This is a genomic window from Proteus genomosp. 6 (assembly GCF_040139785.1).
In the GTDB taxonomy this organism is placed as follows: Bacteria; Pseudomonadota; Gammaproteobacteria; order Enterobacterales; family Enterobacteriaceae; genus Proteus.
This window is the reverse complement of record NZ_JBEEVJ010000004.1, coordinates 281382-301242: the sequence shown is the minus strand read 5'-3', so window position 1 is coordinate 301242 and position 19861 is coordinate 281382. Positions and strand designations below refer to the sequence as shown.

At 39.7% G+C, this 19861-nt stretch carries 25 protein-coding genes and 1 pseudogene; 21 read left to right on the top strand and 5 right to left on the bottom strand.

Going from position 1 to position 19861, the window contains the following annotated elements; genetic code table 11:
- Positions 1-5 precede the first annotated feature (5 nt).
- The 7 genes from ABN212_RS07445 (at position 6) to ABN212_RS07415 (ending at position 2875) form a co-directional block, all read left to right on the top strand.
- Positions 6-305 carry a head-tail connector protein gene (locus ABN212_RS07445; RefSeq protein ID WP_004242478.1) on the top strand — a complete coding sequence of 100 codons (300 nt, stop codon included), beginning with the start codon at positions 6-8 and terminating at the stop codon, positions 303-305.
- Positions 305-634 carry a phage head closure protein gene (locus ABN212_RS07440; RefSeq protein WP_349443057.1) on the top strand — a complete coding sequence of 110 codons (330 nt, stop codon included), beginning with the start codon at positions 305-307 and terminating at the stop codon, positions 632-634. Before ABN212_RS07445 ends, ABN212_RS07440 begins: the two co-directional genes overlap by 1 nt.
- The gene (locus tag ABN212_RS07435) at positions 624-1097 is read left to right on the top strand and encodes an HK97-gp10 family putative phage morphogenesis protein (protein WP_349443056.1); all 474 of its coding nucleotides are present in this window, start codon (positions 624-626) and stop codon (positions 1095-1097) included. Before ABN212_RS07440 ends, ABN212_RS07435 begins: the two co-directional genes overlap by 11 nt.
- 5 nt (positions 1098-1102) lie before the next feature.
- Positions 1103-1444 (top strand): tail completion protein gp17, encoded by a 342-nt coding sequence (gp17, locus tag ABN212_RS07430; RefSeq protein WP_087802809.1) that lies wholly within the window; start codon positions 1103-1105, stop codon positions 1442-1444.
- 9 nt (positions 1445-1453) lie between these two features.
- Positions 1454-2119 (top strand): hypothetical protein, encoded by a 666-nt coding sequence (locus ABN212_RS07425; protein WP_349443055.1) that lies wholly within the window; start codon positions 1454-1456, stop codon positions 2117-2119.
- Between the two features lie 64 nt (positions 2120-2183).
- Positions 2184-2600: a hypothetical protein gene (locus ABN212_RS07420; RefSeq protein WP_109829138.1), complete on the top strand. Its 417-nt coding sequence runs from the start codon at positions 2184-2186 to the stop codon at positions 2598-2600.
- Positions 2601-2644: 44 nt separating this feature from the next.
- A complete protein-coding gene (locus tag ABN212_RS07415) occupies positions 2645-2875 on the top strand; it encodes a phage tail assembly protein T (protein ID WP_223231949.1) in 231 nt (76 codons plus the stop codon).
- A gap of 24 nt (positions 2876-2899) precedes the next feature.
- Here the strand turns inward: ABN212_RS07415 and ABN212_RS07410 are convergent, their stop codons facing one another.
- Positions 2900-3091, bottom strand: coding sequence for a YqaE/Pmp3 family membrane protein (locus tag ABN212_RS07410; RefSeq protein ID WP_004242485.1), 192 nt, complete (start codon positions 3089-3091; stop codon positions 2900-2902).
- Positions 3092-3215: 124 nt separating this feature from the next.
- Here ABN212_RS07410 and ABN212_RS07405 point away from each other — a divergent pair, with 124 nt between their 5' ends.
- The 8 genes from ABN212_RS07405 to ABN212_RS07370 are packed head-to-tail and all read left to right on the top strand — an operon-like array spanning position 3216 to position 13023.
- Positions 3216-6491, top strand: a complete 3276-nt coding sequence (locus ABN212_RS07405; protein ID WP_349443054.1) for a phage tail tape measure protein — start codon at positions 3216-3218, stop codon at positions 6489-6491.
- Positions 6492-7088: a hypothetical protein gene (locus ABN212_RS07400; protein WP_349443053.1), complete on the top strand. Its 597-nt coding sequence runs from the start codon at positions 6492-6494 to the stop codon at positions 7086-7088.
- 26 nt (positions 7089-7114) lie between these two features.
- Positions 7115-7669, top strand: a complete 555-nt coding sequence (locus ABN212_RS07395; RefSeq protein ID WP_349443052.1) for a hypothetical protein — start codon at positions 7115-7117, stop codon at positions 7667-7669.
- 56 nt (positions 7670-7725) lie between these two features.
- Positions 7726-8124 carry a DUF6950 family protein gene (locus ABN212_RS07390; protein WP_075672640.1) on the top strand — a complete coding sequence of 133 codons (399 nt, stop codon included), beginning with the start codon at positions 7726-7728 and terminating at the stop codon, positions 8122-8124.
- Complete coding sequence (locus tag ABN212_RS07385; RefSeq protein ID WP_349443051.1) at positions 8124-11882, top strand: phage tail protein; 3759 nt, start codon at positions 8124-8126, stop codon at positions 11880-11882. The genes ABN212_RS07390 and ABN212_RS07385 overlap by 1 nt, the downstream gene beginning before the upstream one ends.
- A 3-nt stretch (positions 11883-11885) precedes the next feature.
- Positions 11886-12137 carry a hypothetical protein gene (locus tag ABN212_RS07380; protein ID WP_004242498.1) on the top strand — a complete coding sequence of 84 codons (252 nt, stop codon included), beginning with the start codon at positions 11886-11888 and terminating at the stop codon, positions 12135-12137.
- On the top strand, positions 12122-12385 hold the full coding sequence (locus tag ABN212_RS07375) for a hypothetical protein (protein WP_004242500.1): 264 nt from the start codon (positions 12122-12124) through the stop codon (positions 12383-12385). Before ABN212_RS07380 ends, ABN212_RS07375 begins: the two co-directional genes overlap by 16 nt.
- The gene (locus ABN212_RS07370) at positions 12382-13023 is read left to right on the top strand and encodes a hypothetical protein (RefSeq protein WP_349443050.1); all 642 of its coding nucleotides are present in this window, start codon (positions 12382-12384) and stop codon (positions 13021-13023) included. Before ABN212_RS07375 ends, ABN212_RS07370 begins: the two co-directional genes overlap by 4 nt.
- Positions 13024-13331: 308 nt before the next feature.
- On the opposite strand, the gene ABN212_RS07365 is transcribed toward ABN212_RS07370, so the two are convergent.
- Positions 13332-13514 (bottom strand): hypothetical protein, encoded by a 183-nt coding sequence (locus ABN212_RS07365; RefSeq protein ID WP_349443049.1) that lies wholly within the window; start codon positions 13512-13514, stop codon positions 13332-13334.
- A 217-nt stretch (positions 13515-13731) separates the two neighbouring features.
- Here ABN212_RS07365 and ABN212_RS07360 point away from each other — a divergent pair, with 217 nt between their 5' ends.
- The 4 genes from ABN212_RS07360 (at position 13732) to ABN212_RS07345 (ending at position 16158) form a co-directional block, all read left to right on the top strand.
- Positions 13732-14391 (top strand): dual OB domain-containing protein, encoded by a 660-nt coding sequence (locus tag ABN212_RS07360; protein ID WP_349443048.1) that lies wholly within the window; start codon positions 13732-13734, stop codon positions 14389-14391.
- Positions 14388-14828 (top strand): DUF488 domain-containing protein, encoded by a 441-nt coding sequence (locus ABN212_RS07355; protein WP_432807463.1) that lies wholly within the window; start codon positions 14388-14390, stop codon positions 14826-14828. Before ABN212_RS07360 ends, ABN212_RS07355 begins: the two co-directional genes overlap by 4 nt.
- Positions 14825-15415, top strand: a complete 591-nt coding sequence (locus ABN212_RS07350) for a DUF4326 domain-containing protein (RefSeq protein ID WP_349443047.1) — start codon at positions 14825-14827, stop codon at positions 15413-15415. The genes ABN212_RS07355 and ABN212_RS07350 overlap by 4 nt, the downstream gene beginning before the upstream one ends.
- A 521-nt stretch (positions 15416-15936) precedes the next feature.
- Positions 15937-16158 carry an isocitrate/isopropylmalate family dehydrogenase gene (locus ABN212_RS07345; RefSeq protein ID WP_349443077.1) on the top strand — a complete coding sequence of 74 codons (222 nt, stop codon included), beginning with the start codon at positions 15937-15939 and terminating at the stop codon, positions 16156-16158.
- A gap of 110 nt (positions 16159-16268) precedes the next feature.
- Here the strand turns inward: ABN212_RS07345 and ABN212_RS07340 are convergent.
- The 3 genes and pseudogenes from ABN212_RS07340 to ABN212_RS07330 form a co-directional block, all read right to left on the bottom strand.
- A pseudogene (locus ABN212_RS07340) lies at positions 16269-16490 on the bottom strand (integrase); the annotation flags it as partial.
- On the bottom strand, positions 16491-17132 hold the full coding sequence (locus ABN212_RS07335) for an IbrB-like domain-containing protein (protein WP_198629797.1): 642 nt from the start codon (positions 17130-17132) through the stop codon (positions 16491-16493).
- Positions 17133-17144: 12 nt separating this feature from the next.
- Complete coding sequence (locus ABN212_RS07330) at positions 17145-18371, bottom strand: phosphoadenosine phosphosulfate reductase (protein ID WP_198619665.1); 1227 nt, start codon at positions 18369-18371, stop codon at positions 17145-17147.
- Between the two features lie 304 nt (positions 18372-18675).
- Between ABN212_RS07330 and ABN212_RS07325 the strand changes: the two genes are divergently transcribed.
- Positions 18676-19335: a class I SAM-dependent methyltransferase gene (locus tag ABN212_RS07325; protein WP_196533324.1), complete on the top strand. Its 660-nt coding sequence runs from the start codon at positions 18676-18678 to the stop codon at positions 19333-19335.
- Between the two features lie 62 nt (positions 19336-19397).
- The gene (locus ABN212_RS07320) at positions 19398-19793 is read left to right on the top strand and encodes a subtilase family AB5 toxin binding subunit (RefSeq protein WP_198619664.1); all 396 of its coding nucleotides are present in this window, start codon (positions 19398-19400) and stop codon (positions 19791-19793) included.
- The last annotated feature ends 68 nt before the right edge of the window (positions 19794-19861 follow it).

Sequence of the window (19861 nt, the reverse complement as noted above, 5' to 3'; positions counted from 1 at the left end):
ACATCATGAATATCTTAGATGTCATTCCTCTTTCTTTATTAAAACAGCATCTCGAATACAGCGGTGATGATCGTGATGAGCAGATTATATTTTATGCTCAAAGCGCATTAAATTATTGTTTGAGATGGTGTGATGAACCCACATGGAAATCACCTGATGATATCCCTTATGAAGTGAAATCGGCCATGCTTTTGGTGCTGGGGGATATGTTTGAACATCGAACTAGTCAAAGTGAAATTCCGTTATATGAAAATAAAGCAGTAGAACGATTGTTACTGCTTTGTCGAAATTGGCGAGGTAGTTAATGGAACCGGGACGATTACGCCACACCATTAATATTCAAAAATCAGTATTAGCGCCCGATGCCATCAGTGGCAGTGATGTGATTTGGACGGATCATGCGACAAAAGTACGTGCAGCGATCATGCCTTATCAAGGGCGAGAATATTTTCAAGCTCAGCAAGTACAAAGTGAGGCCACAACGCGAATTCTTATTCGCTATATTGCTGATATTGATACCTCGATGCGTATTGTATGGGGTAAGCGACTATTTAATATTATTTCGGTTATTGACCCTTATGAGCGTCATCGTGAGCTTCAATTAATGTGCAAAGAGGGCGTGAATGATGGGTGAGATTAAAATCAGTGGATTGTCTGAACTCGCTCAACGAATGCAAGATATCGCCCGTAAAACCAGAAATCAAAGCGCGCGTAAGGCGATGAATGCAGGTGCTTCGGCGTTAAAAGACGAAATTAAACATCGAGTGCCTATTCTTAAGGAAACGGTACCGCATCGACGCAAGGGCACCATCAAGCGCAATATTCGTTCTAAAACGAAAGTGCAGCGCAATGGACAAGTCAAAACGCGTATTTGGGTGAAATCATTATCGAGTAAAAAGGTGTCCGCCTTTAAACAAGCAACGGGAAAAAGTGCGGCATTGAACCCGAATGATCCGTTTTATTGGTGGTTTGTTGAGTTTGGTACCGCCAAGATGCCCGCACAACCGTTTATGCGCCCCAGCTTTGAAGCGAAAAAGGAAGCAACGGCTAAAGTGATAGTTCAAACACTCAAAGAGGATATTGAAAAAGCAAGGTAGAGATCATGATACAGCAATTAAAAGAGACCCTTTCACCGCTTGTCGATGGAAGGGTTTTTTTTCAGGTATTACCTGAAGGCAAAGGGCATTATCCCGCCATTGTGATCCAGTTTGCCAGCATCACGCCTAACAGTGCGCTGGAGGATACGGATTTAGACAACTATCGCGTGCAACTTGATGTGTATGCGCCACAACCACAACCTCTCATGGTCTTGCGTAAAAAAATCGAGGCTCAGATTATCGAGGCAATCCCATTTGCACAACGAATGAATGCGGTCTTTGGGTATGAAGCGGATGTCAAATTGCATCGGCTTGTTCTTGAATTAATGATTTCATCAGATAAATAAGGAATGGATATGGCAAAGTCAAAAAACCATAAAGCGACGCCTTTCCTCGGCACGAAGATCTTTGTGCAAACAGGCTTAGGGGAGGCGATGACAGTGACGGAAGCGACGTTATCATCCGCAACCATTACCATCGCCAATAATAAACTGAAAGCGGATGACATGATTATGTTATCGGGTTTAGGGGAGTTAGATGGGCGTTTTCCCATTGCACAGGTTGATGGCAATAAAGTGACCCTGTGCGACGAAGTGGATTGGAGTGATAAAACGCTACCTACGGATTTTTCAAACGCCAAAGCACAACGTATTCAATGGTCTAATAATTTCTGTGCGGTAAAAAGTTTCAGTAAAGACGGTTCGACAACCGAACAAATTGATGTCACCACCATTTGCAGTGATGGCAAGGAATATGAATCCGGTGATACGGAATACGGCTCAATTAAATTGACCTTCTTCTTACGTTATAGCTCCAGTGATGTGCAGCGACTCTTGCGTAAATATGAAAACAGCAAAGAAAAATTCGCAGTGAAAATGGTCTTAACGCGAGATGAAGGCTCCATGTTTTATTACGGCTCCGTCGAGACAGGTATGAACATTGATGGCAGTGTAGGGCAAATGATGGATTCGGGGATCTCGATTAAATTGTCTGGCCGTGATTATTTGAATGTGAAGAAATAACTCCTTAATTCATCCACCTCATTATTTCTCTTCTCCCTTCTCGATAAAAAACTTAGGAGTGATTATGTCTAACGCTTTATTGCGTGAATTAGTGTTAAACCAAGCACTGAAAGTGACGCCTTTTACCTATTTAGACAACACCTTTTATGTCAAAGAGCTGGATGTTGGCACCATGAATTACATTCAGCGCAAACTTCGCCAAATTAAAATTAAGCTCGCCGAAGCGCAGGACATTTACTTAGATGAAGACGATCCTGAACAATTTAATGAGGCGATAAATCGTGTCTACGATGAATATGATGTCGCCAGAATGTTGGCCTTTAAGTTGTGTGATGAAAAAGGAGAACTACTTTTTGATGCTGAAAATGAAGAAGATTTAAAAGGTCTTAATCGATTAGGGCAAGGGTTCTCTAATGCGGTGTTTACAGCAGAAGCGGGGAACAGCGAAAAAAACTCGGAGACCGACGACAATTTCAATTGATATTGTCGTTGGCACTGGGAAAAACCCTCGCGGAAATCGAGCAAATGCCTGAAAGCCACTTGTGTGAATATGAGGCCTTTTATCGCAAACAGCCCTTTGGCTTATGGCGAGAGGATTATCGGATGGCACAAGTGGCACATCTTTTAGCGATGATAAATCGTGATCCGAAAACGTCTCCGCCTGAATTGATGGATTTTATGCCGATGTGGAAGAAGAAAATCACGGAAGAAGAGCTGTGGGATAACGTTACTGAGAGTGTATTAGCTAATCGATAGCCCCACATCAGTGGGGCTTAATCGTTAACCACCGCGAGACATTTTCTCAATTTTTTTATCCGTATTGTATTGGGAAAGGGCATAAACCGACCAGATAGCCGCAGGGATCCATCCGATTAAGGTGATTTGGAGGATAAGGCAGAAGATGCCAGCAAATGGGCGACCAATCGTGAAAAATTGTAACCAAGGTAGCAATAACGCCAGAATAAGTCTCATAAATATCTCCTCTAGTATTCGAAATTTCAGTTTATCAATAATTAAATTAATAGTGAATATAATTGATTTATTACACATTTATGGTGTGAAAATCTTAATTCTATTTAGGTTTAGGAATTAATTTATGGCGGGAGCATTAGGTAGATTAAATATTGATTTGACGCTGAATACGGCAAATTTCACAAATGCGATCAACCGTAGCCAGCGCCAAACAGAACAATTTGGGCAAAGTATTCGCGTCAGCCTTCAAGCTATCACCGTACAACAAGAGCGAATGGTATCGCAAACTGCAAAATCCTCTGCACTCTTTACTCGTTTTGCGAGTGTTACCGCAAGTGCATTATCCATTCATCAAGTAATCAATTATGCCGACAGTTGGACGGAATTACAGAACCGCTTAAAACTGGTGACAAAAAGTTCTGTCGAGTTAAATAGAGCAACACAAGCCGTCTATGGCATTGCCCAGAAAACCTATCAATCGTTGGATGCGACGGCACAGATTTATCAGCGTTTTGCGGATAATGCCGATCGCCTAGGATTAAGTCAGCAAAAAGTCGCTGAACTCACTGAAACCGTTTCAAAAGCCGTGGCGATTTCAGGCGCGAGTGCAACCGCAGCCCAAGCGGCATTAACTCAATTTGGTCAAGCATTAGCTTCGGGGCAGTTACGTGGCGAAGAGCTAAATTCAGTGATGGAGCAAACCCCTGCGTTAGCAAAAGCCATCGCTGACGGGATGGGCGTCAGTGTGGGCGAATTAAGGAAGAAAGCCCAAGACGGTGAAATGACGATTGAAAAAGTCATTCAAGCCTTAGAACGTGCAGCCGACAGTGTGGATAAAAAATTTGCTACCAGCGTGACAACGGTTAGCCAAGGTTTCACTAATCTTCAATCGGCGATGACAAAATTTATCGGTGAAGCGAATCAAGGTACAGGTGCGACTCAGCTTTTTACCACAGGGATGACCACTCTTGCTGATAATCTATCGTTAGTCGCTAAAGTGGTTGAAGGGATCGCCGTCACGGCATTGGTAGCAAAACTCTCTCAATGGACGAAAGCCACTTATCTGAAAAATCAGACAACATTGAATGAAACCAAAGCCACATTACAGAGTGCAGAGGCAAACAGTGTGGCAGCAACCAGTACCGTGAGGAAGGCATGGGCGGATAAAGAAGCTGCTACATCGGCGCTCAATAGAGCCAAAATGGAATATCAAGTTGCTAGAGGCACTAACGCGGAAAAAATAGCACTTGATAACCTTATCGCCACAAAGTCACTCGCAAGAACAGCCTCTCTAAATTATACACAAGCATTAACCGCCGAAAACGTTGCTCAACGTGCATTAACGACCGCTCGGCGTCAATCAACGGTGGCAGGGCGAGCACTTAACAGTGTTATGGGATTAGCGGGTGGCCCTATTGGATTAGTGTTGACGGGTGTTGCGGCATTGGGCATGGGATTGTATGAATACAGCGAAAATGTCAAACAAGCCAAGTTAGAATCGATTGAATTTGCTAATTCCCTTGATACATCAACAGAAGCGTTAAACAAAATGAGCAATGCCACGTTAGTGGCGAATTTAAGCAAAGTTTCATCGGGTATTAACGCGCAATTGGAGAAAATCGAGGAACTTAAACAACAGGTTATTTCCTTACAAGATCTATCAAAATACAGCGTTGAGAGTGAAAAGGCGTTTACTGAACAAGGAGTGGGGGATTTATACCTTAAACGAGTAGCTGAAAAGCAAAAAGAGCTTGATGCTGCGATGGGGATATATGCAGAGCAAGTTAATAACTTAGAGCGTCAGCGAGCCAATATGCAAAATATGTTGGCGACACTCAAAGAAAAAGTGGGCGATCAAGCCCCTGAATATAAACGCTATGCCACTGAGTTACAAAATGTTGATGCCGTTATTAATTCACTTAAGGCGAGTTTAAAGAGTTTAGGCATTGAATATGAATCACTCATCGATATCACGCTTCAGGCGACAAATAGCCAAGTGAATGCCGCCACGGCGATTGCTAAACAGATTGATGAATCGATTGAAAAATCGCAACGTTCAGTGGCAAAAGCGCAAGCCACAGGGAAGGCATTAGCGAAATTAAATGCAGAAGATGTATTGGCTTCACGCAAAATTACGCCAGATATGCAAGGCTACGATAAAGCCTTACAAGCGGAAATTGAGGCACAACTGGCATTGCAAGCCAAACGGACGTATAAGCCCAGCCACAAATCAACCATTGATTATGCCAAGCAATACACCAAAATCTTAACGGAATTAGAGGAAAAACAAGCCTCACTGATTGCAGATGGACAAAGTATTCAGCTGTATGGCACCACCTCTTCCTTTAATGAATACACATCCGCATTAGCCGATATCAAACAGAATAAAGATAAGTTTGATGCCATCTTAAAAATCGATCCCAAAGCGATTGAGACGATCAAAGAAAAAGCGAAAGCCATTGATGATCTGGCGCGTGCCAACTCGGTTGCGCAATTTGCTTATGATCGCGGTAAAGAAATTGAGCAGATGCAATTTGAAACCACCTTGATAGGAAAGTCACGCGCAGAGCAAGAAAAGCTTAATGCCCTTCGTCAGATTGATGTGCTGTATCAGCAAGCCAGTGTGGATTTAGGTGAGAAAGAGCTGGCGAACTTACAACGCAATGTTGAACTCACTAAACAGCAGATTGAGGAAGAACTGAGGAAGCGAGAGGTCATGAAAGGTGATCCGATGGCGGGATTAAAACAAGGCTTATCGGATTTCAGTGAATCGGCCATGGATGTGATGGAGAACGTCAGAAATGTCACTACCAATGCGCTTAATAATATGTCCGATGCATTAGCCGATTTTGCTTTAACGGGTAAAGGAAGCTTTAAAGATTTTGCTAATGCGGTGATCTCTGATATCACTCGAATGGTGATGAAAATGTTGGTTTTCAAAGCCATTGAAGCAGGTGGGCAGGCAATGGGCTTTGATATGGGATGGATGAGCAAAGGGCATGCTTACGGTGGTTATACGGGGCATGGAGGAAAATTCGAACCTAAAGGGATTGTACATGGTGGTGAGTTTGTTTTTACCAAAGAAGCGACGGCTAAATTGGGTGTCGGCAATCTCTATCGCTTAATGCATGCGGCGCAAGGTTATGCTTCGGGGGGCTTTGTGGGGGCGGTCGCAGGGCGAATACCCGTTACACCACAATCGACATTAGCCCGTGCAGGTGGTGTGCAAATGACCATCGTCAATCATATTACGGTGACAGGAAATGGTGACGCTGTACTTGCACAGGCAATGAAGGAAGCCGCACAACAAGGGACAGAAGCAGGCGCACAGAAAGCTCACGCGATGATGTTACAAGACTTTCAAAGTAATGGTGCAGCACGCAGAACATTAGGAGTTTAAATGTCTATTCTTGAATGGCCAAAAGAGGTGATCCCCACACAGGAAAACTGGCAATTATTGAGTAACAGCAAAACCTTTACCTCGCCATTTAATGGAAGTAGCCAGACGGTACGCTTTCCGGGAAGCCATTGGCGTTGTGAACTGACATTTAATAATTTAAATGAAGAGAAATCGCGCCAGTTAGAAGCGCTGGTGGCTTCATTGGATGGCATGTCGGGGCGAGTCAAAATAGCCAGTTGGATAAGAAAAGGGCGTTATGGGTATGGTTCGCCTCGTATTGCAATACCAAGCCAATTAGGTCATCGGCTAGAAACAAAGGACTGGAAGCGCAATATGCGTGTGTTACAGCAAGGGGATCGCTTAACTGTGGGTAATGAACTCAAAATGGTGGTGGCGGATGTGGTCAGTGACAATAATGGGCGTGCAAATATTCCTATTTCACCGATGTTAAGAATGTCACCTACCGTCAATGAAATGCTCGAGGTTGAGCGACCTTTTGGGATTTTTCGGCTTGTTGATAATGAACAGGGGAAATTTCAGCATCGCCGCTTGGGGTATACCCATATCACGTTATCTTTTGAGGAGGTGTTGTACTAATGTAATATCATCCATTTTCTGACGGTATGGTAAAGGCGATTAATGAGGGGGCTTATATCGTCTTAGCCGCCAGACTCGATTTGAAATCAGGCGTCACCTGTGCGCATACCGGCGTTGGGCAACTGATTATTGCGGGTGAAACTTATTTGGGCGTGGGCAGTTTAGGCGAAATCAATCAGTTGAAAGAAAATAAGACAACCAGCCCTCCACAACTACAGCTTAAATTAGCCGGTTTTGATAAATCGCTGGTGGGGATGGTGATGAATGAGCAAAGTCGGGGGCGAGAAGTGCGGTTGATGATGGTTGCCATCGGCGAAGAGGGGAAACCGCTTCTTGCTGAAGTCTTATTTGTCGGACAAATCACATCGATTAATGTGGTGTCTGGCGAAGAAAATGCCGTATGTGTTAATGTTTCTAATCGATTCGAGCGATGGTCAATCGGGTTACCCGATAGATTTACCGATGAGTCGTGGTCATCTCGAAGACAAGGTGATCGTATCTTTCGTTATGTTGCTCAAATGGCTGAACGAGCGATTTATTGGGGTAGCAAGAAAGATGCACCTGCATTTATTTATAAATAATCTTATTGCTTTGTTAAACCCACTTTTGTGGGTTTTTTGCTATTTAAGGTCAGTACATGAAACAACCTAACTGGACACTTAAATTACCTGAAACCATAAGGGCGGCGATGAGTCGCCCTTTTTCATGGGGGGAATTTGATTGTTGTATTTTCGCCTCTGAATGTATTTACGCACAATGCGGTTTCTCTCCAATAAAGCCTTATCTCAATCACTATAAAACCAAAGCCGAAGCCTTCAACTTGATCAAATCTAAATTTGGCTCCTTAGAGAAAGCCGTATCACGCTATTTCAAATCCATTGAGATTGAGCGGGTTCAGCGTGGCGACCTCGTACTGTTCAAAGGTGAGGACGGTGATAGCTTAGCCGTGGTCTGGGCGGGGCATTATTGGGGCGTAACCCCAGAAGGTGTGAAGCCGGTGCAGATTAACCCAATCAAAGCGTGGAGAGTGGAATAATGGGTGGGAGTGGTGGATTAATTTCAAAAGTTGTGGGTGCTGGCTTAATGATTGCTGGGCTGTTTACCGGAGGCGTCACCTCGGCGATGGGCATGGCACTGATGGCAGCAGGCGTTGCGGTTCAAGTCGCGGGTTCGCTTATCTTTAAGCCTAAACTGCCTTCCATGAATTATCGAGATACCAGTGAACGCAAACAGATGTTACGTTCATCGTCTGCACCTGAAACCGTAATTGTCGGAAAAACAGTGATATCGGGTTTACTTTTCTTCGCAGAGGAAGAAACTGGCGAACAAGATGAAAATGAAAAAATCACACTGGCGTTGGCACTTGCTGGACACCCCATAGAGAAAATTGGGAAGATTTGGTTGGGGGATGATCTCATTGAGACGTTTGGTGATAAAGCCTCATGGGAATTACATAACGATAGGGAAGATGTCGATCCCTTTATGCTTAAAAATTGCCCGTCATGGAAAGAGGATATGATTGGTCGAGGTCTGGCGTGGTTACGTGTGACACTCACGTTTGACCAAGAAAAATTCCCTTATGGATTACCCAATGTGAAATGTGAAGTATGGGGAAAACATCTGTTTGATCCTCGCACTGGGCAAACCGAGTGGAGTAACAATGGGGCCTTAGTCATTTTGGATTATTACCGCCATTATTTAAAAGTGCCTGATACGGATATTGATTTTGACAGCTTTAAACAGGCAGCCGATTTATGTGATGAAAAAGTGAGTCTACCAGAAGGCGGATTTGAGTCGCGATATACCCTTAATGGTGCTTATGATTTAAATGAGAGTCCATCCAGTGTTTTGGACGCGATGCACAAATGTATCAACGCGGAACCGACATTCACCGCAGGAAAACACGGTATTCAAATTGGCGCTTATTATGGGCCTGCAATAAAAACCATCACTGAATCACAATTGATTGGCACAGTCACATGTACCCCTGAAACAGGATTAAAAGATGCCACAAATGCAGTGTATGGCACGTTTATTGATGCCAAACAGTTATACACAAAAACGGATTTCACGCCTGTGATTGTGGACGAATGGGTGAAAGAGGATGGCTTAGAAATTCGAGAGAATATCGACTATCGTTTTGTCACCAGCCCTTATCAAGCCCAACGATTAGCTCGCCAATATCTCCGTAAAAAGAAAGCAGGAAGACGGGTTCAACTCACGATGAACTTAGACGGCTATGCTTATCGTCCGGGGGAAGTTGTGCTTTTAGAATTACCGGCTTTGGGGATTAGTGGGCTGGAATTTCGTATTGCCGAATGGGCATTTCATGCTTTAGATGGTGTGGCTTTAACGTTGGAAGAGGATGGTGCCTATCTATATGAAGATGTGATTGGCAAGCCTTTTGAGCGTCCGCCGTTTGTGAGTTTACCCGCTGGTGGTGTTGCTTCACCGATTAATCTTACCTTTGTTCCACTTGCAGTCAGTGACATCGTACAAGGTACACTTTCTTGGCAGAATGTTGCTACTGATGTGCGCTATAACACCGTCACTATTCTTCAAGAAGGCAACGTTATTCAATCTATTCAGGTACCAGCTGAGCGTGTTGATATTAACGGATTAGCACGAGGCACTTATCGTGTTGAAGTTAGGGCAACAAATGTGGCTGGTGCGATGTCGGCACCTGCTATCAGTGATTTTGCTATTCAAGCACCACCTCCTCCTGAATATATTGATGTTACCTCTGGCTTATTTAATCTGACCGTTGCACCGAAACAAGGCGATAGTGCTGTCTTTGGTTATACCTTTGAGTTTTGGTTTAGTGAGGAAAAACTCGCTGATCTTTCTGAAAATGAAGTGATCACCAAAACAAATAAAGTTGGCCAAGGGAATTTCTGGACGCAAGAGAATTTAAAAGCAGGACAGACCTATTATTTTTATGTTCGAACAATCAACAGCTATGGCAAATCACCGTTTGTGGAAGCTTCGGGTACTTGCTCTTCTCAAACGGATTTAATTCTTGAGGAATTAGCGGGGCAAATTAGCCGAGACCAATTAGCGCAAGACCTATTAGGTGAGATCAACAGCAAGGCTAACCAACTCGATATTACTGAATTACATGAGTTGATGCGGATAAATCACGACAAGATTTTATCTGAGTTGATGAGGCATGGAGCAACGATTGAAGAAAGCGAAAAAAAACTGGAGGAGGCAGGAAAATTATTAGCTGAGCGAATGAACCAAGTTTCAACGGCAACAGAAGCACAGGCCGCCGCAATTAAACAAGAGCAACAAGCACGCATTGAGGCTGATAAAACTGAAGCACAACAACGACAATCCTTAGCCACTCAACTTCGTGGTGATTATACTGGCAATGATTTATCGAAAGTCACCGCAGGACTCATCTCCGCAGAGAAGCAAGCGCGAGTTACAGGTGACCAGGCGGAAGCGAAAGCCAGACAATCATTGGAAACACGGATGAATGGGAATGTTTCCGCGATTAATAAATCATTAGAAACCCTCACCTCGAAACAGCAAGCCCAAACGCAAGAGATTTCAACGCTCAATTCAAATCTTAAGGGGAAAGCTGATAGCAGTGCGGTAAATGCGTTAAATACGCGAGTATCTAATATCGATGGCAAAGTGACGTCCGCAACCTCTCAGGTGCAAACGTTATCCAGCAAATTAGAGAAAGTGAAAGCTGATTTAACGGAATCTGTGGTGGTGGATTTAGATTTATCTAAACTCAATGAAAACACCTATTATCCGGTGATTTTACCTTTAGTAACCTCTCGACGTTATGCCTTTAAGGTTTTTAGAACCTTAGGGCAATATTCAGACAATAAACCCAGCTATGCCACTCATAGCACCAAAGGCTTTGCCATGATTGTGGAATGGCAAGTCAGTGGTTCTGGATGGGGGACTCAGTCTGAAAATCGCATCATTGATAATTTTGATTGGAAATGGACAAATCAATCCCCTGTGATGGGGCCTGCTCAATTAACGAATGGCTCTGTGGAATATATCTATTTGCGAGGAGGAGCAAAATATCAGCTTACTAAGCATAAAAGTATAAACCATCAAATCATCACCAGCACTTATACCAATAACAAACAATTGGTGGCACCAAAAGGATTTGTGGTGAATGAAGTGCCTAAGTCCAGCGAACAGAAAGCCAATGCAACAGCGAATGCGGTAAACCAACTTGAAACTAAAGTGACCGAGGTTTCAGGAAAGGTGACCTCTACCGCTCAGCAAGTCACTCGTTTAGAAAGCCAAGTGGGTACAAGTTCAGCCAAAATCGAACAAACTTCGAAAGTGGTCACAGACATAAATGGCAAAATTTCGGCATCATGGACAATGAAAGTCCAGCAGGATAGCAAAGGTAATAAAGTCATTACTGGCATTGGCTTAGGGTTTAATGCACAAGGAAATAGCCAATTTCTGGTTAATGCCCAAAACTTTGCGGTGATATCGTCATTAAACGGCAAAGTGGTGACACCGTTTGTGATCCAAAATGGACAAGCTTTTTTCAATGATGCGTTATTTAGCAAGGCAACCATTGATAAATTATCGGTAGGTAAAAAAATCACATCCACTAATTATTTAGCGGGCAAGAAAGGATTTAATATTGATGCCACAACAGGGAATGTGGAATTAAATGATGCAGTATTTCGTGGACGGTTAGATATTAACTCAGGAGGAACAAAAGGGCGGTTAGTGATCACAAATAATACTATTTATGTTTACGATGAAAACAATCAGTTAGCAGCAAAAATAGGTTATTTAGGGTAGCGTATGAAGTTTATTGTTTTAATTACAGCATTATTATTGTCAGGGTGTACCTCTGGATATAAAAAAGTCGATTGCCAAGGTGTTTACCAAATAAAAACTTTTCACTATCAACAACCTGTATTGGTAAAGTTTGATAAAAAGAGAGAAACCATTAAAGGGCCTCTTTATCATGCTGTACCTCAATTAGGATTTAAATTCTTAGGAGGATGGGTATCTCCTGATGCCGTAGAGGATTTCTCATGTCGTGGGGAATAGAGATATATGAAAAAGGAAAGCCAATAAAAATCACAGGGCGTTCATTTATTTTTGACCAAATAGCGGTCACTCAAAATGGCAGTAAAACTTATAATAATATTCCTAAAGGGCGGTCATTGGCCGCCTATATTGTAGCTAGAAATCGAGGATCTTATTTCACTGTTAGAGTCGAGAATAATAAAATTTCGTGGAATTCTTTACGTGGTAGTCAATCGATTAATGGAATTATTATGGTACTAATTAAATGAGTAAATATGGTGCATTATTTTTTAATCAGGGTATTACCGAAGAATTAACACCTTATGAATCAGCCGTATTTTTAAAAAAGATAAAAACTAAGCCAGGGCTAATTAAAATTATCGAAGGTAATAATAACGCAGTGCCACTTGTTTTTATTCGAGTTCTTAATTCCTCTAAACCATCATTAGGTGGATTATCTGAAGTGATTTATGAGAATAATGCGTGGTGTGTGAATTTAATCGATACTATTCAAGGTAATTCAGCAGAATATGAGCTCTATGTATTTGTGAAGTCTTCTTATCATATTTCACTTCATCCTCAAAAATGGGGAATTCAAATCTATCATAAAGGTGTTATTACACACGCTTCAAGCCAAAGGCCACTTAATTTATTAGAGGGAAATAACTTTGTGCTCACAGGAAATAATTGGAATGGTGTAGATGTCGGATTCCCTTGTGCGGTATTAGTCACAACAATTGGGCATATTGGTATGATGGATTCGATGGGAGGAAAAACAATTAGGGTAACCCTTTGTGGACGAGGTAACCGTATTATCCCTCATTCCATGATAGTTTCAGGACAGATGTCAACAACCTCACTAGGAAAGCAGTATTTTTATATTGATGTGAGGGAGTATGGTGGGTGATAGAAAACTACAATAAAGGATTGAGTGTGTAAAACTTATATATTCGTTGGCGGTTGGGTTTATGCCAGAAGCGGATATTGCGTCAGATTTTCCTCGTGTAAACTCACATTCTGCGGGAGCTTGTTGCCATTAAAATTTATGTCTGTTTTGACTCCACGGTTTTCATCATAATTCTATATGATTCACCAATTAAGTATCATTCTGATGAATTTATTTTTCCTTGCTGCGTGAACCTTGGGTTAAACTTGCAATCATGAAATTTGTCCTCATCATCTCCAAGCTCGTTCTCAAACCCATGGGTTGTAAATTTATCTATCTTTATCAAAAAGATAGTTATGATAACTAATGAGGGAATCCGTAAAGTTAATGTTATAAAAATATTTAGAAAAGCGACCTGATTCCTCGTGACGCGCTCGGTTTGAAGTACCATCTTCATTAGCAAACACGAGTTCGAGATATTCGAATGCACCTCGTTCATGAATCCACACCATCTTATAATCTGCATTTTGTACTCGGTCCTTGCCATGCTACAGAACGACATCGACTGCAATACAATCATGAAAATAACTAGTCTGACAGAAGGAGAGTTACCTTATTTAAAGAGTACGGCGAAACTACAAGGTCTTTAGAATACTCATGGAGAACCAGTGTTGCTTCAGAATGTATCTGATGGTAGTGTTGATACATTAATCATTGGAGTGTTAAATCATGGTAGATAAAACCTTTGTATGTTTAAGTAAGTCTAAGAAAAATAACGATTTTTGTGTTGCTGGAAAGTTGATCGATAAAGATGGCACTATAGGTGAATGGATAAGGCCAATAAATCAATATGGCACCATAACCAGCGAAGATTGTAGTTATTCAGATCACTCATCAGCTAGTACTCTCGATATCATTTCTGCTACTTTTCTAAAAGCAACCCCACAAAAGTTTCAAACTGAAAACTATACTATTGATAGTAAATTCTACTGGAAAAAAGTAGACGAATATAAATATACAAACGCCACATTATCTTTATTATGCGACGCCCCAAATTCATTATGGGATAATAATCATGAATCTGGTGGTGGGATCAACGATCAAGTAAGTCCTCAAGAAGCCCAAAAAATTGATGAGAGTTTATATTTTATTTATGTTGGAAAACTAACAATCAATGCATCTAAATGGGACAATAAATTAAAGTTAAGAGGCGAGTTTGTATATAACAACACTACTTACAATTTAAAAATCACAGATATTTATTGGTTAGATTTTTATGAAAACCAACCATTAGGTACACATATTCATAAAAATGCTTATATCACAATTAGTCTTGCTTTAGATACTTTCGGTGGTTTCCATTATAAACTTATAGCAGACATACTATGATGAATATATACTCAATTGGTTTTACTGAAAAAACGGCTGAAAAATTTTTTACTTTGATTAAGTCGCAGCCCATCAAAACTCTGGTTGATGTCCGGCTAAACAACGTGTCGCAACTTGCTGGTTTTGCTAAAAAGAAAGATCTCGAATTTTTCCTTCGTGAGCTATGCGGGGTAGATTACGCCCATGTTCCAGATCTCGCTCCAACTAAAGAGATGCTCGATCCTTATAAAAAAGGTAATGTTCCGTGGGAAATTTACGAAGATAACTTTCTGAATCTTATGGCAAAAAGGAATATTGAGCGTATTGATAAGAGCTTAATTTCTGACGGTTGCTTGTTATGTAGTGAGCACAAGCCCCATCACTGTCATCGTCGTCTTGTGATAGAATATCTGAACAAGCATTGGGATACAGATTTTGAGGTTAAGCATTTAATATGATGAAAGTACTGATTATGTATCATCCTAGCTTTGCTTCAAAGGGTAAGTTTGAGCGAAAGCTTACCCGTATCTTCTCCAAATCAAGTGAATACAAAGTATTCTATTTTGAAGATAACCAGAGTTTGATACATAACTATTTTTCTTCTGATTTGATTTTTAAACTTGATCCTGACCTTCTTACAGATCTTTCTAATCTTGGTTTAACGCATGTCGTTGTTTTTGATTCCGCGTTGAAACCTGAGTTCACAACAATTTATGAAACGTTAGTATCACAAATTCCTATAAGGTATATAAAAGATAAAATTACTTTTGTAGCTAATAAAGACAGGGGTGAACACTTCGATGTATATTGCGGTCGCGGTACTTTATGGGGTAATCCCTATGCGATTGGAGCCGATGGTGATCGTGATGAAGTTATAAGAAAGTTTAAGTATGATTTTGATAGAAATTTTTTAAAAGGTGGGGAGGAATTCAAAGAAAAGCTGAAAGCACATAGAGGAAAAATCCTTGGTTGCCATTGTAAACCCTATCCGTGCCACGGAGATGTTCTTGCTAGGTTTTTAAATGAGTTAGATGATGGTGAGTAAAGTAATTTCACAGCGGTTTAAAGCTATAAAAGAGATGTAACCTTAGAGAATTCACTAATCGATAAAAATAACTTTGTACCGCCGATACTCCTGCATTCTGTAGTACTGGTAGCTATTGACGCTCCTCTGATGTAAATTCATCATTAATCCTTTCTGAACATTTCCTAGTATGATAGGTAATGAGTAATGGAGACTAGTATTTCATCAGGGAACGCCAGAGGATAAAAATTGAATATAAATAACTTCCGCTTCTCGCTCAAAGCTGATAATCAAGTTCGAACAGTTGCATAATAAATTGTTATTTTTTATTTTCAGTTTGAATAAGATACTCTAATCTATTACTAGTTTTAATTATTATAACTAAACCATTATTTTCTATTATTTAACATAAATAATGGATTTGAACACTTGGTAGCAAATTTTATAAGCTCTCAATCATTTAAAATATCTTCCCCAAAACCCCCCCAACCTAAACTAAAAATCAACCAGTTACATACAAACCAAGATCACGTAAAAAATAAATTATCACTCTAATAATTATAATTTATTTAATAAGTTACTTAATTATTATGGGTATAATGTTACGCCATATGGGTTGGACAGAAGCGGCTGACTTAATCATTAAAGGTATGGAAGGCGCGATTGCCGCTAAGACTGTAACTTATGATTTTGAACGTCAGCTAGAAGGCGCTAAATTGCTGAAATGTAGTGAGTTTGGTGACGCAATTATCAAACATATGTAATTGTTGATTTGATAAATAGTTAACGGAAGCTTATTAGTTCCCGTTTATTTTTTGTACTATAAAATTCTTCCCCAAAATATCCCCAAAACTCTTCAATTAAACAGCAATAATTACCACACTTTGCCTCTATTATCGTGATATTTAGCGGTCATATTTTGTGTTTTATGCCTCAATATTTTTTGTGTATTAATTCCTTGCTCACGATAAAGTCGCCCGGATAAAGATCGTTGTTCATGGAAAGTAGGGGCTGTGCTTTTTCCCCAAGTTAACCCACATTTATCTCTCGCTTTTTTAAACGTTGTGGTTAACGTATTTAGGGTGACTTGTTCGCCTTATTTTACTGTCCAAGCTTCTGAGAAATTGTGTTTTGAAAATAATTCTGCTAACCCACAGATTTGTTTTAAGCGTAATACTTCATCTTGTGACATACCTAGTTCATCACCAATTTGTTTATCGCTCCATCCCAATCTGGATAGATCTCTAACTATATCTGACATAGCTGCGACTTGATGTTGTCCTCTTGCTCGATTATGACGAATAGTGGTTGCTATTTGATCTGATATTGTGTTGTTTTTAACATCAAGGATGGTGACTGGTAAATAATTATTAATTCGTTTTTTTAAGGCGTTTTCTTTACTTAATAAATAACGATGATAGCCATCAACGATTTGCCACTGCAATTGTTTAGTTTTATTTTGTTGTGCAGATAATACTACAACGGGTTGAGTATAACCGTCTTTTATCAATGAGGTTTTGAGTAATCTCTTTTCTGTGGGAGACATAACATTAGGGTTGTAGTCATTTGCTACGACTTGATTTTGTTTTATCCAAAGAACACAATCTATGGGTTCATTTTTGAACGGACTAATTTGATGAAGAAATAATTTGATTTTGTTGATAGCTTCGATTTTTTGCTCATCATTTAGTTTTAGCAGATAATCTTTTAGCGAAGAAAACACTGTTTCAATAGTCATATTCACCTCTTATTAAATCAACTGCCAATTTTTACGTTTTTCCTGTATCCGCTTGCAATATCGGTCATAACAGTGTGATTTGGTGGGACTAAATGCTAATGTTCTACACCAAAAATCATTACGTAAAATAGTTTTACAGATCCGTCGCCAAGACGGAATTTGTTTACTGCTAGTATCACCCTCTTGTTCATCTGGTATTCCATTTGGATAATCTCGCTCAGTATACCAATGGAGATAAACTGCGATTTTATTTCGGTAATGTTCGGCTGTTTGTTCTGGTACGCTCGCTAGCAAAAAGTGGGCGTAAGATTTCCATGTATGATGGGCGGGTTTGCTGATTTTGCGTTGTCCAAAAAAACCTGATTTATTACGAGGCTGGGTGTATAACATACCCGCATCAGCACCACTCACTCGTTCACAGGCTAGACTCCACGTCTCAGGTTCTAAAACATGGTATAACCATAGCCCTTTGCGTTGTTCAGGGCCAAATGGCTCACAAATGCGCATTTGACTTAAACTAACCCCAGCTTGGTGCATTAGACTATAAATAGAATTATAGGGTAGGTTAAAACGTGAAATGTATGTCCAAATATCTTTTACATGCCAGTCATAAATAGGATAGGCCATATAATAAAAACCTTCGGGTGATGCCGTTGTCCATGGGATATCGTCGGCATAACGTAGTTTTTGGTTGTTATTGATAGCAATAAAGCGATTTAATGATTCATCCGTCCTGATCCCTAATAAAATAACTGAACTACGATGATTTCCTGTGATCCACTGATTAAATGCAGGTGTGAAGTCTTCAAAAATCATATTCGGATGATAAAAAGGGAAAAAGTCTGGATCAGTGATTGCGTATTCTGGAGGTTGCCTTACCCATTTTTTTTCTGGTTCCCAAGCCGTCCAAGTTGGTTCATATTGTGAGATCCCGCTTTCCGTCGTTATAGGTAATGCAATCCAGTAAAATCGCTCCGTACAGTCTTCATACAAAGATTTCATTTTTGCAACATGGCTAATGGTTGCGGAGTATTGCACTTCCCAGTCAAGAAACATGACATTGAATTTTCGATGTCGTTTTCTTGCTTCAGCAGCAACAAGATGAAAAAGAACAGTAGAATCTTTACCTCCAGAAAAGGAGAGAGAGATTTGTTCAAAAGTATCAAATAACCATTCAATTCGCGTTTGAGTAGCATCTAACACATTTATTCCAAGAGGAATTTTGTGCTTGCAAGACATAACTATCACCAGAATAAGTTAGTTAATAGTATTATTACTTAATCATATTTAGATTATAAAGGTAAGTTATGGTTGCTAGTTGTTACTGAGATTTACTTGAAAAAATAGGATAATAAATCATATCTCATTGTTATTATTGATAGTCTCTAGTAATGAAAAAAATTTTTATAATTAAGAGAAATAAAGTAAGTGACTTAGTGAGTAGATAATGTTTTAAAAATATTTCCTGATTTATTATTCGGTATTTTCAACTATTCATACAATAAATAAAAAATAAAATAGTCATTTTATGATAGGGTATTGTATGACATTAAGTACACATGATGGAGTCAAAGTATATACACCAGTGTCATTGAAGCTATATGATTGGTGGGTGCTTAATATTTCTAATAGCTATGCATGGCACTGTGATACGAATAAATATCTAATTCCACATTTTAAAAATCATCTCGGTGAGCGCCATATGGATATTGGTGTTGGAACGGGCTTTTATTTAAAAAAATCATTAAATTATATAAAAGAAATCTCATTGACTGATCTTAATTTGCACAGTCTGGAACATACTAAAAAGTATATACCTGATGATAAATTAATAAATTGCCTTCAGCATGATGTTTTTCAGCCTTTTTCTAATAAATTAAATGCATCTTATAATTCTATCTCATTGTTTTATTTACTACATTGTTTACCAGGAACGATGGATGATAAGAAAAAAGCGATAGAAAATATAAGTTATTTACTGACAGAAAAAGGGGTTTTATATGGCACAACGATTTTAGGGCAGGGAGTCAAACATAATTTTTTTGGTAAAAAATTAATGTCTATTTACAATAAAAAAGGTATTTTTTGCAATTATTCTGATTCGGTGGACTCTTTGGAAGAAATGCTTTCCTCTTTATTTCATGACATCTCTATTCATGTACAAGGTACTGTCGCTTTGTTCACCGCGAAGAATAAAAAATAATAAGAAATATTATTCTGGATTAGAGGCCTTTTATCTTTATTTTCTTAAGGAATGGTATGTTAATGCGTAGCCTATTTTTTACCTTTTTATTATTAACACCAGCGGCATTTGCCACAGATACATTAAGTCATAATATTGAATATTATTCTAATGTTACGTTAACGGATTTTAATTCGGGAAAAATTGAAGATGGTCGGTATTTTTGTGTTAAGGCCATGAATCATGGCGGTGAATTTATCGCCTGTGCAGTATCTAACAAGTCAGATTGGGCCTCTTCTTATGATCACTTTTTTCAGCAAGCACATTATTACTACACAACAGGTAAAAGCTTTAGGTTATATGTTCAACCTAATGTTTGGACTCATCCCAAATTTACTCGAGTATATTCAAATAAAGCGATAGCAGGGTTCGCTAGTTGTCATAATAGTCGTTGTATGGGGCCAACAAAAGATAACTAATTGATTAATAGTAAATTTTATAAATTGGATAAATCCCATTAGAGTTTCAGATAGATTTTTTTAAATTA

Bases quoted from the DNA above. Each gene is read 5' to 3' on its own strand.
- ABN212_RS07445 (WP_004242478.1), top strand. From the start codon at position 6: ATGAATATCTTAGATGTCATTCCTCTTTCTTTATTAAAACAGCATCTC.
- ABN212_RS07440 (WP_349443057.1), top strand. From the start codon at position 305: ATGGAACCGGGACGATTACGCCACACCATTAATATTCAAAAATCAGTA.
- ABN212_RS07435 (WP_349443056.1), top strand. From the start codon at position 624: ATGATGGGTGAGATTAAAATCAGTGGATTGTCTGAACTCGCTCAACGA.
- gp17 (WP_087802809.1), top strand. From the start codon at position 1,103: ATGATACAGCAATTAAAAGAGACCCTTTCACCGCTTGTCGATGGAAGG.
- ABN212_RS07425 (WP_349443055.1), top strand. From the start codon at position 1,454: ATGGCAAAGTCAAAAAACCATAAAGCGACGCCTTTCCTCGGCACGAAG.
- ABN212_RS07420 (WP_109829138.1), top strand. From the start codon at position 2,184: ATGTCTAACGCTTTATTGCGTGAATTAGTGTTAAACCAAGCACTGAAA.
- ABN212_RS07415 (WP_223231949.1), top strand. From the start codon at position 2,645: ATGCCTGAAAGCCACTTGTGTGAATATGAGGCCTTTTATCGCAAACAG.
- ABN212_RS07410 (WP_004242485.1), bottom strand. From the start codon at position 3,091: ATGAGACTTATTCTGGCGTTATTGCTACCTTGGTTACAATTTTTCACG.
- ABN212_RS07405 (WP_349443054.1), top strand. From the start codon at position 3,216: ATGGCGGGAGCATTAGGTAGATTAAATATTGATTTGACGCTGAATACG.
- ABN212_RS07400 (WP_349443053.1), top strand. From the start codon at position 6,492: ATGTCTATTCTTGAATGGCCAAAAGAGGTGATCCCCACACAGGAAAAC.
- ABN212_RS07395 (WP_349443052.1), top strand. From the start codon at position 7,115: ATGGTAAAGGCGATTAATGAGGGGGCTTATATCGTCTTAGCCGCCAGA.
- ABN212_RS07390 (WP_075672640.1), top strand. From the start codon at position 7,726: ATGAAACAACCTAACTGGACACTTAAATTACCTGAAACCATAAGGGCG.
- ABN212_RS07385 (WP_349443051.1), top strand. From the start codon at position 8,124: ATGGGTGGGAGTGGTGGATTAATTTCAAAAGTTGTGGGTGCTGGCTTA.
- ABN212_RS07380 (WP_004242498.1), top strand. From the start codon at position 11,886: ATGAAGTTTATTGTTTTAATTACAGCATTATTATTGTCAGGGTGTACC.
- ABN212_RS07375 (WP_004242500.1), top strand. From the start codon at position 12,122: ATGTCGTGGGGAATAGAGATATATGAAAAAGGAAAGCCAATAAAAATC.
- ABN212_RS07370 (WP_349443050.1), top strand. From the start codon at position 12,382: ATGAGTAAATATGGTGCATTATTTTTTAATCAGGGTATTACCGAAGAA.
- ABN212_RS07365 (WP_349443049.1), bottom strand. From the start codon at position 13,514: ATGGTGTGGATTCATGAACGAGGTGCATTCGAATATCTCGAACTCGTG.
- ABN212_RS07360 (WP_349443048.1), top strand. From the start codon at position 13,732: ATGGTAGATAAAACCTTTGTATGTTTAAGTAAGTCTAAGAAAAATAAC.
- ABN212_RS07355 (WP_432807463.1), top strand. From the start codon at position 14,388: ATGATGAATATATACTCAATTGGTTTTACTGAAAAAACGGCTGAAAAA.
- ABN212_RS07350 (WP_349443047.1), top strand. From the start codon at position 14,825: ATGATGAAAGTACTGATTATGTATCATCCTAGCTTTGCTTCAAAGGGT.
- ABN212_RS07335 (WP_198629797.1), bottom strand. From the start codon at position 17,132: ATGACTATTGAAACAGTGTTTTCTTCGCTAAAAGATTATCTGCTAAAA.
- ABN212_RS07330 (WP_198619665.1), bottom strand. From the start codon at position 18,371: ATGTCTTGCAAGCACAAAATTCCTCTTGGAATAAATGTGTTAGATGCT.
- ABN212_RS07325 (WP_196533324.1), top strand. From the start codon at position 18,676: ATGACATTAAGTACACATGATGGAGTCAAAGTATATACACCAGTGTCA.
- ABN212_RS07320 (WP_198619664.1), top strand. From the start codon at position 19,398: ATGCGTAGCCTATTTTTTACCTTTTTATTATTAACACCAGCGGCATTT.